The 12,318-nt window shown below is 36.6% G+C and carries 11 protein-coding genes and 1 pseudogene; 3 read left to right on the forward strand and 9 right to left on the reverse strand.

The window, feature by feature from the left end:
• Positions 1-239 precede the first annotated feature (239 nt).
• Complete coding sequence (locus LBYS_RS02605; RefSeq protein WP_013407349.1) at positions 240-836, reverse strand: Crp/Fnr family transcriptional regulator; 597 nt, start codon at positions 834-836, stop codon at positions 240-242.
• A 121-nt stretch (positions 837-957) separates the two neighbouring features.
• Between LBYS_RS02605 and LBYS_RS02610 the strand changes: the two genes are divergently transcribed.
• Positions 958-1,659, forward strand: coding sequence for a LytR/AlgR family response regulator transcription factor (locus LBYS_RS02610; protein WP_013407350.1), 702 nt, complete (start codon positions 958-960; stop codon positions 1,657-1,659).
• A gap of 415 nt (positions 1,660-2,074) precedes the next feature.
• Here the strand turns inward: LBYS_RS02610 and LBYS_RS02615 are convergent, their stop codons facing one another.
• A complete protein-coding gene (locus LBYS_RS02615) occupies positions 2,075-2,518 on the reverse strand; it encodes an integrase core domain-containing protein (RefSeq protein ID WP_083794529.1) in 444 nt (147 codons plus the stop codon).
• Positions 2,519-3,293: 775 nt separating this feature from the next.
• On the opposite strand from LBYS_RS02615, the gene LBYS_RS02620 reads away from it, so the two are divergent.
• Both LBYS_RS02620 and LBYS_RS02625 read left to right on the forward strand, forming a co-directional pair.
• On the forward strand, positions 3,294-3,644 hold the full coding sequence (locus LBYS_RS02620) for a hypothetical protein (RefSeq protein WP_013407352.1): 351 nt from the start codon (positions 3,294-3,296) through the stop codon (positions 3,642-3,644).
• A 9-nt stretch (positions 3,645-3,653) separates the two neighbouring features.
• Positions 3,654-4,016 carry a zinc metalloprotease gene (locus LBYS_RS02625; protein WP_013407353.1) on the forward strand — a complete coding sequence of 121 codons (363 nt, stop codon included), beginning with the start codon at positions 3,654-3,656 and terminating at the stop codon, positions 4,014-4,016.
• On the opposite strand, the gene LBYS_RS02630 is transcribed toward LBYS_RS02625, so the two are convergent.
• From LBYS_RS02630 to LBYS_RS02670, 7 genes and pseudogenes are all read right to left on the reverse strand, one after another.
• A protein-coding gene (locus LBYS_RS02630; RefSeq protein WP_374750174.1) for an IS3 family transposase occupies positions 3,992-5,349 on the reverse strand; the annotation gives its coding sequence in 2 pieces (ribosomal slippage) (positions 3,992-5,011 and positions 5,014-5,349; 1,356 coding nt in all). The genes LBYS_RS02625 and LBYS_RS02630 overlap by 25 nt on opposite strands.
• Positions 5,350-5,959: 610 nt before the next feature.
• A complete protein-coding gene (locus LBYS_RS02640) occupies positions 5,960-8,323 on the reverse strand; it encodes a S8 family serine peptidase (RefSeq protein WP_013407356.1) in 2,364 nt (787 codons plus the stop codon).
• Between the two features lies 1 nt (position 8,324).
• A complete protein-coding gene (locus tag LBYS_RS02645) occupies positions 8,325-8,810 on the reverse strand; it encodes a hypothetical protein (protein WP_013407357.1) in 486 nt (161 codons plus the stop codon).
• A gap of 117 nt (positions 8,811-8,927) precedes the next feature.
• Positions 8,928-10,075, reverse strand: a pseudogene (locus LBYS_RS19530) (IS3 family transposase).
• A gap of 119 nt (positions 10,076-10,194) precedes the next feature.
• Positions 10,195-10,926 carry a DDE-type integrase/transposase/recombinase gene (locus LBYS_RS02660; protein ID WP_013407251.1) on the reverse strand — a complete coding sequence of 244 codons (732 nt, stop codon included), beginning with the start codon at positions 10,924-10,926 and terminating at the stop codon, positions 10,195-10,197.
• 164 nt (positions 10,927-11,090) lie between these two features.
• Positions 11,091-11,399 (reverse strand): transposase, encoded by a 309-nt coding sequence (locus LBYS_RS02665; RefSeq protein ID WP_013407105.1) that lies wholly within the window; start codon positions 11,397-11,399, stop codon positions 11,091-11,093.
• A 232-nt stretch (positions 11,400-11,631) separates the two neighbouring features.
• On the reverse strand, positions 11,632-12,084 hold the full coding sequence (locus LBYS_RS02670; RefSeq protein WP_083794533.1) for an integrase core domain-containing protein: 453 nt from the start codon (positions 12,082-12,084) through the stop codon (positions 11,632-11,634).
• Positions 12,085-12,318 lie beyond the last annotated feature (234 nt).

Genomic DNA, 12,318 nt, shown 5'->3' on the forward strand with positions numbered 1-12,318 from the left:
ATTAAGGTGCTTATTTATTTTCTGTCGTGTTAAGAGCTCTGGGACTTTCCTAAATGGTGCTAGCAGGATAAAAACATTAGTGTTCACGGGTATGCCATGCATAATGGAAGGTACGATCTCATCCATGAGAGGTACATAATAGGGTAAAAGTATCATAGGATTTTAACCCTCCATGCTCGTAGATGCTGCATAGATTTGATTATAGGAGATAAAGCCATATTTCAGTTTTGGAAGTAGTTTCAGGATCTTTGAGTTACTTGCTTTCTGATTCTACTTAAGCTGTCCTGGTGAATGGCCAACAAGGATGCGATGTATTTGAGGGGGACTTGTTGAATGACTTCGGGTTGGGTTTCCATGATTTTCTTATATCGTTCTTCTGCTGTCATACAAATGGCCTCTATTTGATGATCCTGCAGCCAATTCAGCAATCTGTCCATAATGGCCATTTCCATTTCGTACATTCTGGGAATGGCTTTTTTCAGTGCTAATGCGCCTCCTTTATTCCATTCCAGTACTTCTACTTCAGTTAAAGCCTCCAGTGCGCAGGACGACAATTGTCCGTTTTGCAGGTAGAGAGGAGTAGATAAAAAATGACGATGAGAAATGATCCCTAGAGTATAATCTACGTCTTTTTCTACCCGAAATAAACGTGCTATCCCACGGTTAAGAAAGTAAAGCGACTGTACTTCTTTACCTTGCTTCATCAATACTGTTCCTGCTGGTAAAATCTTATGCTGAGTTTGAGCTTTTATGAGTTCGAATTCATCCGGGGTAAAAACTATTCCGTGATTTTGCACAATTCTACAAACGCTTTCAAAATGTTTTCTTTCTAACATGGGTGTAAGGGTGGTGATACACTAAGTTAGTAAAAAGCCTAATTAGGTGCAATTTCTGACATATGTCAGTTTCGAGTAAAGGGCTTCACTATAATTTTGCGACAGGGATTTCAGGGACATCATGGGAAGAAAAATTGCTCTAATCGTAGACAGTGATATTGGTCATAGGAGGTGGTTAAGGGAATGCACACCAAAGTCATTTGCATTATGGGAATGTGAAAGTGGAGGGGAAGCAGTAAGGTACATTAATTCTTTACAGCCAGATTTGGTTTTAATAAATGTAAATGTACCTAGCAAAAACGCTTTTGAGGTTTTAGATTCCGTAGATCATCTTCCTGGAGTGATCTTTATGTCAGACCATGTTCAGGACGCAGCCAGAGCCTTCGAATATCAGGCTATAGATTACTTGGTGAAACCATTCAGCAGTGCTAGATTCCTGCATGCTCTGCAGCGTTTCGAGAAAAGTATAGAGTCTAAGAGGTCAATAGGTACACTATATCCTAATCGCATCTTTGTAGAAAGAGGAAATAGATTAATCAGCAGGTCCATTGCTGAGGTAACGCATCTTAAGGCGGATAAAGATTATACCTGGATCCATATGAAGAATGGGGAGTCCTATTTGAGTAATTTGGGTATAGGTCATGTAGAACGCAAACTAAACCCTCAAATATTTATCCGTATACACCGATCTTATATAGTAAATCTGGACTTTGTTATGGAAATGTATAGGGACGCGCAAAGATCTTTTGTGACTCTGGTAAATGGGGTAGAGATAAATGTGGGACGAAATTACAGATCTGCCATTAAGGAGCTCATTTTTTAGAACGTTTTAAATAGCAAATTTGAAGAAGCTGTTACAAGGATGATGATCCACCAACTTGATAACCTGAGCTCTGTCATCCGTTGGGAATTAATTAGCAGGGCAGGTTTGCGGGGATATTTTTAGCTTGCTTTTTAGTTCCCGATAAGAAGAGAAGGAAGGAGCCTGAAGAATCTGCGCTTACCCGCAGGTTTGTAGGGCTCTTTACATCGTTGGAGACTTTTCTCCATGGATGCGGACGTATGCATCTAGGCAGCCGAACAATAAGCTTTAAGTACAAATTCAATAGTATGTAACCTGTACGTCTTCAAACTAAACCGGACATTTTGGGATAAATCCTTAAGGAGTATTTTGGTTTATAAATTTAATAATTTTTCTTGATTATACAACTGTCTTCTTCTGTTGATTGAGGTCGTTTTTATTTCATTAAAATCAGCTCCGATCTTCCAAAATACATATCCGCTGGAGTCAGATTTTGTAAGGATTCGTGATAACGGTTATTGTTGTAGTTTTCCACGAACTTTTTTAACGCTTCTACGAGCTCCTCAGGATGGTAAAAATGATTCAATTTGACTACATTTTTCATGGTCCTATGATAGCGTTCTATCTTTCCCTGAGTCTGGGGATGCATAGGTTTACCATGCACCTGTTTCATTTTTAATTCCCCTCTCAAGTACGTTTTTACTTCATTTGAGATGTAGCAAGAGCCATTGTCTGAGAGCAATTTGGGTTTAGCCTTAGACTTTAATTTTGCTTTTTCGATTGCTTTATTTACCGTTCTTTTTACATCTTCGGCTTTCATCGAATCGCAGATTTCCCAATGGATAATATAGCGGCTGTAGTCGTCTAAAACTGTACTCAGATATTACTGATCTCCCTCACAAGAATAGGACAATTTTAAATTACAGGTTTCACGGTTTAAAGTTCTTAGATCTTAGAAAAATACAATGAATCCCACAAGTTTTGTTGTTGATCCACAAAAATTCAACAAGAGGTAGAAAGCTTTCCAAGATCGACAAATTAAAATATCTACAAACTTAAAAAAATACAATGCACCCCACAAGTTTTGTTGTTGATCCGAAAGCTTTCCAAGATCGACAAATTAAAATATCTACAAACTTAGAAAAATACAATGAACCCCGCAAATATTTACGTTGATCCTTTATCGAACACCTACAATGATGCAAATGTTTGCTCATAACTCGTTGAAAATGAAGGAGAAGGGGTTGTTGATTTACAAAAAAATAGGGGGAAATCGCAATGATTTCCCCCTAAGTGAGCCAACGGGGAGTTCAATCGAACACCTGGGACGAATTTTTGCGTTTTTTGAGATGTTGACGAAGTAAACCATAATTCAGCTCAGTCTTTTTTTGGAGGGGGGTCAATAGTACTTACCTCCACCATTATAATAGTACATTATGGAATCTGCTGATTACTCTTTGCAATAACAGTTGATGTATTAAGGCTGGACGTTCCACGTTATTTTTCTTTACCGGTTAATAAGATTTTGACTATTTTCTATATTTTCTTTAATTTTTCTGGTAAATTTATATAGTCTTATAAGATCAATTTCAGAACTCATCATTTTAAGATGAATAAATAAAAAAATATTAGAACAAACTTAAACATAGTGACGCATGAAAAATACTAGATATTTATTAGTTCTAATTCTTTTCCTTTCTGGATGTTCATCAAAAACTTTTATAGATGGCAATAATTGTAATAGTAAAGAATTGCTTAAAACAATTAAAAACGCGACAGGGACGGTTCATTTTGATGGATATTCTTATGTTATCCGTAGTAGTCATGATAATAGTTACGACTTGGTGGATGTAGGTTTCGTATGTAATATGAATGATTCATTAAGAAAAGATGGTCTAAAACTTCAATTTGATGGTCAGTATTTCAAGTACAATGGTAAGGAAAAGCCAGCTTTTGCAGGAACAACTTATTATTATCTGTCTATTAGTAATGTAACCTTAAAATAGTTATTATTTATGGAAAAATTTTTTACAATTGCTTTGTTGTTATTTTGTTACGGAACTACATTTGGACAAGAAAAAGGTAAGCCTGTTTATTATGACAATTGGCCAACAGAAATTGCAGCCAACAGAGATATCTTAAAAATAAAATACTCTACCACTGCAAAATATGTTCCAATAGGGTCAATTTGGAGTAAAAGAATTTTAACCTATTTTTTTGCTAATGGCACTACTGATATGTCAGGAAATACTGAACGTGATGCTGTTACATTGGGTTTTACATATTGGTCTAATGTGTACGTCTTCAAACTAAACCGGACATTTTGGGATAAATCCTTAAGGAGTATTTTGGTTTATAAATTTAATAATTTTTCTTGATTATACAACTGTCTTCTTCTGTTGATTGAGTTCATTTTTATTTCCTTTCTTTTCTTTAAAATTACCTCCGATCTTCCGAAATACATATCCGCTGGAGTCAGATTTTGTAAGGATTCGTGATAACGGTTATTGTTGTAGTTTTCCACGAACTTTCTTAACGCTTCTACGAGCTCCTCAGGATGGTAAAAATGATTCAATTTGACTACATTTTTCATGGTCCTATGATAGCGTTCTATCTTTCCCTGAGTCTGGGGATGCATAGGTTTACCATGCACCTGTTTCATTTTTAAATCCTCTCTCAAGTACGTTTTTAGCTCATTGGAGACATAGCAAGAGCCATTGTCTGAGAGTAATTTGGGTTTAGTCTTAGACTTTAATTTTGCTTTTTCGATTGCTTTATTTACCGTTCTTTTCACATCTTCGGCTTTCATCGAATCGCAGATTTCCCAATGGATAATATAGCGGCTGTAGTCGTCCAAAATCGTACTCAAATAGTACCACCCCCAACCTATAATCTTGAAATAAGTAAAATCTGTCTGCCACATTTGATGCACAAATTCGGTCTTATCTTTAAATTCACTTGCTGCTGAAAGTAGATAATGATTCGGTGCTGGAATTAAATCTCGCTGCTTCAAGATTCGATAAACACTTGACTCTGAAATAAAAACACCCTGTTCGTCTGTGATTTTGTGAGCCAATTCCCGAGATGATAATTCGGTGTGTTCTAAAGCTATTCCTACCACCAGATCTTTCTGCTCTTCGGGTATGCTATTCCACTGTCTTTTGCTAGTTCTTCCAGTGGGTTTTAAGCCTTCGTAACCTTTCTCAAGATAGTTTTGATACCATCCATAAAATGTGCTTCTGGCAATTCCAAAACTTTCCAAGGTACGCTTTACCCCCAATTCGCTTGTAGTTACCGCTTGAATGACTTCGTATTTCTCACCTGCTGACAATCTCATATACCTTCTGTATTTATGGCTTAATCCAGCATGTCTAAACTTTTTTTTACGATGTCATAGCGAAGAACCAAATCCGCAACAATCTCTTTCAAACGTGCGTTTTCTTTCTTCAAGTCAGAAACTTCATCACTCGTAGCTTCTCTTACCACATCGCCGTTTAGCCGTTTTTTGCCAGCTTCCATAAATTCTTTGTTCCAGGCATAAAACTGAGATTGTGCAATATTATGCTGTCTGCAAAGTTCAGCAACAGGAGTTTCTGCCCGTAGGCCTTCCATCACAATTAAAATTTTCTGTTCTGCAGTAAAAATCCTTCGGGTATTTTTACGGATATCTTTAACAAATTTCTCAGTACTTTTTTTCTTAGGTGTTTCCATAAATAAATGTAATTCGTTTTTTAGAAAACACTCCTTAAGATTTAAGAATATAGTGTCCACTTTTTGCTGACGATTTACACATATCTCTTAAAATCGGTTCAGGACTTTAAGATGCACAATAAACGCTCAGAAGGGGGCAACGTCTGCCGGAATGTCAGACCAAAAGAGGGGTCAATGACCTCCGGAATAGGGGGTCAGTATCTTCCGGAATAGGGGGTCAATGACGTCCGGAATATACAGCCAGAGGAATTGAATTATGATCTCTCACAATAGTGTTGAAATTCTTTAGTTGTTTAAGAACTGTGCCACGGTAAGTATACTGTCCAAAATAGTTAAACTTAACACTAGAGTAATTTCTATAAAAGAACACTGTACTTAATTAAAGTAAGTAAATCATCTAAGCACATAGCCTTTAGAAGTGAAAATAAAAGAAACTTACATTTATAAACAAAAGTAAATGTAGCTGCGAATTTGTTGGGTTTTCACCACAGAAATGGACAAAATAGTTTACTTCCCGCGAGAAATGAAAGCATGAAATCCTACGCTATATTTATTAAAAAAGCAAGGCCAAGAAGACCTTGCTTTTTTGCTTTTAAAGATTGTCAACTTCTTACTCAAAAAGTAATCGTATCACCTCGGTTTTATACCCTTTTTTAACAGCATGTAAGTACCATACCCCTCTCTTAAGGTCTTTTATGTCTAAAATATACTTATTGCCCTGTTGATTCTTTGTATCCTTTAAAACATCATCTATATTCAATACAAGTTCCTTTTTCATACTTGCTTCATTGTACAATTCTATAGCATCCGGCAGGGTGGCCTTCTCTGTGAGATCATTAAAGTCAAGTGTAAGGTAATCTTTAGCAGGATTAGGATATACAGATTTAAAGAAAGACGGTATGTAAAATACAAAATCCTGATAATAACTTCCACAACTATTAGTGGCGGTAACACGTACATGACGTGAACCATTCGTGGATGTGCCGTAAACGTACATTTGAGTATTAGCTGAATTGGGATAGTATATATCTATAACCATGTCACCACTCCCGGTATAGTTATTATAGTTAAATGAAGTAGAGGGACTTTGTGATTCTGCTGTAAGATTATAGAGATTGCCAGGGTTAACAGGTGTAGTACCTGCTATTGTTCCATTTATTCTTTTTGTGAGGTCTGGATTGCCAACCCATACAACTTTTGTTAACTGAACACTACCACAACTAGCGTTAAGTGTAGATGTAATTGTTACTGACCCTGAACCAGATCCAACTCTGGTAGCTACACCCGTAGAGGAATTAATTGTAAGTATTCCTGTGTTGCTGGAAGACCAAGAGATCGTTGCTCCAGCTGGAATAGCATCTAATGTAAAAGTACTATTGGAACAAACAAGGTCAGAACCATTTATTTTACCTGCTTTTGCTATCGTAACAGCTCTACACGCGTTTAACCTTCCATATCCCATTTCACTATTCCAAGTCAGAGATGGATTCTCGCCTGCACCTGATGAATAAGTATATGTTCCAATCTTATCAGCTGTAGATTCGAGTATGTTTTTAACTTGCTCCCTTGTCAAATTAGAATTAACTGAAAGAACCAATGCCGCGGCTCCGGACACTTGGGGTGCAGAATAGGAAGTTCCTTTATAATAAAGATAAAAATTGGCTGGAATTGTTCCTGCTATATTCGTACTACGGATATTAAGTCCTGGAGCCACTATATCCAACCCGCTACCATAATTACTTCCTAAAAAATCGCTATCAGATGTACCATCACTTGATGTCGGACTGACTCTTTGTCTAAATTGGTTAGAAGCCCCAACTGAAATAACATTAGAATTACTACTTGGATAACCAATTGATGTACTATTATTATTTCCCGAAGATGCAACCATTACAATACCTTTGCCTCCCCTTCCTGAAGATGCGGCAGTATTAATTTCGCTATTCAAAGAGGTTGTCTGAGTAATAGTAAATGACATATTGATAATATCAGCTCTATTTCCCGTTCTTATCCACTGAATAGCACTTTGCAAATACCCTGATTCAGTAGTACTCCATCCAGAAGCACTATTGTAAAATCGCACAGGTATTATTGTGGAATAATATGCGACACCCCTTACCCCTTTTGAATTATCTCCTCTTGCAGCAGCTACACCAGCTACCGCAGTTCCATGGAAGTACCAATCATCTCCATTACTACTGCCGCCTGTAGCATCATAACCAGCACCCATGTTGTCTGTCAAATCTTCATGGTCTAAATCTACTCCAGAATCTAAAATAGCAATCTTTATAGATGAACTACCTGTAGTTACAGTCCATGCCCCCGGAGCTTTAATATCTTCTCCTGTAGTTCCCCCAACTTGACCGGTATTATTGAGATGCCACTGACTTGAGTACAACGGGTCACTAGCGGGATTGACGAAAAGAAGGTAATTAGGGTCTGCATATTCAAATATACCACTTGAATGTAAGGCGTTAGCAATCTCCTGATTTTTAGAAGCATCCTTCTCTTTACTTTGTAAAAACACCGTAGTTTTGTCAAATTTAGAATATTCAAACACACGTAAACCGTATTTATCAACGATGTTTTCTATGTCTTCCAAACTCATCTCATTCTTTGTCTTAATAATAATTTTAGAGGTGTAACCTCCCATTTCTTTGCCGTTTGAAGAGATTACCGGACTAAGAAATTCAACATAAGAATCATTTTTTAAGTGTTCGAAAACCTCTGAGAAGTCAATTTTTCGTGTTGATGAAATAAGATAAGTCCCTTTATTATCTATCCTGTCTAATTTACTGATAAAGTTAACACGGCTGAGATTCTCAGCGTAAGTACTATCCTTTAAAGACACAAAAAACTTATCTCCAGATATGGTAAGAATATCTTTCTCATTATCAACGTAGCGATAAAATTTCTGACTAAAACCAGGCAAAACTCCAATAGCTAAGAGAAGAAGCAGTATATATTTTCTCATATCATTTTACGTTTACTTCAATTAACTCCTTAATTACATTTGTACTATCTACTTTAGGAACTATTGCAGAAAAAGTGTTAAAAACAGTCCCTTGCGGTCCAAGTTCAGGAATTTTCTTTATAACAGTAAGAATAGTTTTGTTGCCCTCTTTTCTTGGCTTTAGTGTAACTGTCCCTCTATACTCAATTCCTAAAACCAATAATGTATGGGTAGAAAAGTTAATAAAGGGGTGCTCATATTTTGTAACTACCTCATTCAAGTAAGCATTTTCATCATTAATTACAACTAAGTAGTCTGAAGTTCTCACTTCTCCATCATCCAAAATAGGATAATTACCAAGAGATGAAGACTTTATGCTAAACCTAAACTCAGCTTCTTTAGATAAATCTGCTAATGAAGTATAGGGTATCTCTTGATTAAAGCTTTGTTCTTTACAAGAAGAAAGAGAGAGTATAGCTAATAGTGAAAGATAAAATAGAAGTTTCATAGTAATAATTAGTTTATTACTACTAAACTAGTAAAAGTCATATAGATTATAAAATAAATTAAATCTAAACTTGTAAGCTCCCCCATTTTAGTACAGTCTAAAAAGAGACAAAATACGTTATATTTCAGTCTGTTGTTGGGCGCAGTGGAGCGTAGCGGAACGTAGCCCAACAACAGACTTTTTATTTTTAAATGCGACGGGACTTATACCTCCTAGGCTATCATGTGGCCTATAATGATTATAATCCTGAACCCATTTTTTGGCTAATTTCTCGCACTTCATCTATACTTTCAAATAGATAAGCGTCCAGCACATTTGTCCGGTATGTTTTATTGAATCTCTCTATCAGCGCATTCTGGGTAGGTTTACCTGGTTGGATGTATTTGAACTCTATTCCTATCACTTGACTCCATTCCTGGGCCAATTTCGCTATAAACTCTGGCTGCGCGCCCCGGGACCATTGTCCATTCTAATCTTTTGAGGTTTTCCGTGTTTATTGATTAAATGATTCAATATCCAGATTACCCGGCTGCTCTTTAATGAATAGTCTGTTTCAATAAACAGTACTTCTCTATTATAATCGTCTATGACGTTAAAGCTCCTAAATTTTCTTCCGTTCTGTAGTACATCATGCATAAAATCAATGCTCCATGTGTGTGTAAAGTGAGCTGGAACCGCAATAGTTTCCTTAACGCGAGCTGGTAAGCGCTTCTTAACTTTACGTCTAAGCGGCAGACCCATCTGCTTATAAACGCGGTGTAAACGCTTGTGGTTTACCTTTTGACCGGCGTTTCGCAAGCGGTAATAACTCTTCCAAAATCCTTCCCGAGGATGATCCACAGCCAGCTTTTCCAGACTTGCCATGAGTGCGGTGTCATTCTTGATAGATTGGTACATTAAACTGCTCCTGCTAGTCTTTAAAAGGCGGCAAGCCTTGCTTTTGCCACCCGGATATAGCGGAGATACATCACGCTCAATACTTCGCTTTTGGCAAGGCTTTAAAGCTTTTTTTCGATGATGTATTTGGCCATATCTAGCTCGATAGCTAAATCAGCATACATTCGCTTGAGCTTCGCATTTTCTTCCTCAAGCTGCTTTACCCGCTTGAGTTCACTGGCTTCCATTCCACCGTAACGTTGACGCCACTTATAAAATGTGGCCTTACTAATGCCGTGCTCGCGGATAATACTATCCACATCTTTGCCGCTCTCAAACTCCTTAAGAATCTTGGCGATCTGGGTCGGATTGAATTTACTCGTCTTCATAATTACAGTTTTAAAGTTAAGAAAAAATTCCACTTTTAAACCGTACTATTTTCGGGGGAGCTTACAAACTTATTTAACTGTCTTAAACGCAATTACTTGGACACTATTTTTAATTTATTTCACCAATTCGGATCAATTTTTACACCAATTGATTCGAGGAATTTTCTAGGGGACTTATAGTGAAGACCGCCATGTATTCTTTCGAAATTATAGAATTTTTTCCATCTTATCATTACTTGTTTAAATTCTTGTAGGCTTTCAAATTCAAATCGTTGACATACAGCACTTTCCAGAATTGAATGGTAGGCTTCTATATGTCCATTCTGTTGAGGTGTTGCCGGTTTTGTAAATTCCTGAGTTATACCTTTTTGTTTTAGATATTCTTGAACTATTAAAGCTTCGAATTGTGAGCCATTATCGTTTCTTACTATAAATTGCTTTGGCATCGGATAAGTTTGTAAAATTTGTTCAAATAGATTTATTACATCTTCAGATTTAATAGAATTTGCGATGTATTGTCCCAATTGCCATCTCGAAAAAACATCCAAAATTGTCAGTACTTGCGCATTTGTGCGTTTTCCTTGGATATATACATATTTAATATCAAATTCTAGGAATGCAAATTCTCTTTGTACAATGGGAACGAGTTCTTTTACCCAGTTCCTACTTATTCTCTTGGTATTACTGCGTTGAAATTTTAATAAATTGTTTTCCTTCATGAGCTTATAGGTTCTATAAGCCCCAATTCTCAATCCCTTTTCTTGGTTTAAATAGCGGTAGGTTTTATAATACCCATAATCCACAAATTCGCCCTCCAGAAGTGTTTTAGTTTCTTGTAAAATATAATCCATATCAAACCTATTATTTTCCATATCATATACATAACCTGAGGCCCTTTTCCCCGGTTTTGTACCTGTAGAAATGTAATAGTAGCTGCTTCGAGGTAAATCTACATGCTTTAATACTAGATATTTAGGCCTCCCTTGCTCTAGAAATTCGTCAACTACCTGGATTTTTATTTCTTTAGAGATTGACTTTTTTTTAAAAGGGAATCTTTAATTTGAATAGCTAACTCTTTTTCAGCAACTATCCTTTTTAGAGCTTCGTTTTCACGACGTAATTGTTTGAGTTCACGCTCGGCATCTGTCATTGCTCCTGCTTCCAAGCCACTTTTGCCTAACTTCTCAAATTTCTCTTTCCAATTATAAATACTCACAGTAGAAACCCCAAATTCTCGCGATGAATAACTTACGCCGTGCTGGATAGAATGAAGTACAATCTTCTCTTTCTCCTCCAAACTCCATGTTTTTCGATGTTTTGACATACACAAATCTAATTAATTGTTAACTTAGTTTTGTGTCCAAGTTTTTATCGAGCTATTAGGTAACGGTAAAGAATTTAACCATAGCAGTTCTGTCTTCAATGTCTATGATTCGTGTACGTCTTCAAACTAAATTAGACACATTAGGATGAAACCTTAAGGAGATTTTCGAGTTATAAATTTATTAATTTTTGTTGATTAAACAATTTTCTTCTTCTGTTCAAAGAATCGATTTTTACCTGTTTTCTTTTTTTAAAATTCGTTCAGATCGCCCGCAGTAGACATCTGCAGGTGTTAAGTTTTGCAGCGATTCGTGATAACGTCGGTTGTTATAGTTGTCCACAAACTTTCCCAAGGCTTCGATAAGTTCTTCTGGATGGTAAAAGTGGTTTAATTTAACCACGTTTTTCATCGTTCTGTGATAACGTTCGATTTTCCCCTGTGTCTGCGGATGCATCGGTCTGCCGTGAACCTGTTTCATCTTCATGTCTTCTTTCAGATATGTTTTTAACTCGCTGGAGATATAACAAGGGCCGTTATCAGAGAGCAGTTTCGGTTTTGCTTTCGACTTTAACTTTGCTTTTTCGATGGCTGTATTTACCGTTCTTTTCACATCTTCTGCATTCATTGAATCGCAAAGCTCCCAATGGATGATATAGCGGCAGTAGTCGTCTAAAACTGTACTCAGATATTACTGATCTCCCTCACAAGAATAGGACAATTTTAAATTACAGGTTTCACGGTTTAAAGTTCTTAGATCTTAGAAAAATACAATGAATCCCACAAGTTTTGTTGTTGATCCCTTAGTTCTTAGAAAAATACAATGCACCCCACAAGTTTTGTCGGTGATCCCATAAAACTGGTGTTCGATAACAATTTATACTATGAAAATGGAATTTATCGAACACCTACAATGATGCAA

The sequence above is a fragment of the Leadbetterella byssophila DSM 17132 genome, from assembly GCF_000166395.1.
Lineage (GTDB): Bacteria > Bacteroidota > Bacteroidia > Cytophagales > Spirosomataceae > Leadbetterella > Leadbetterella byssophila.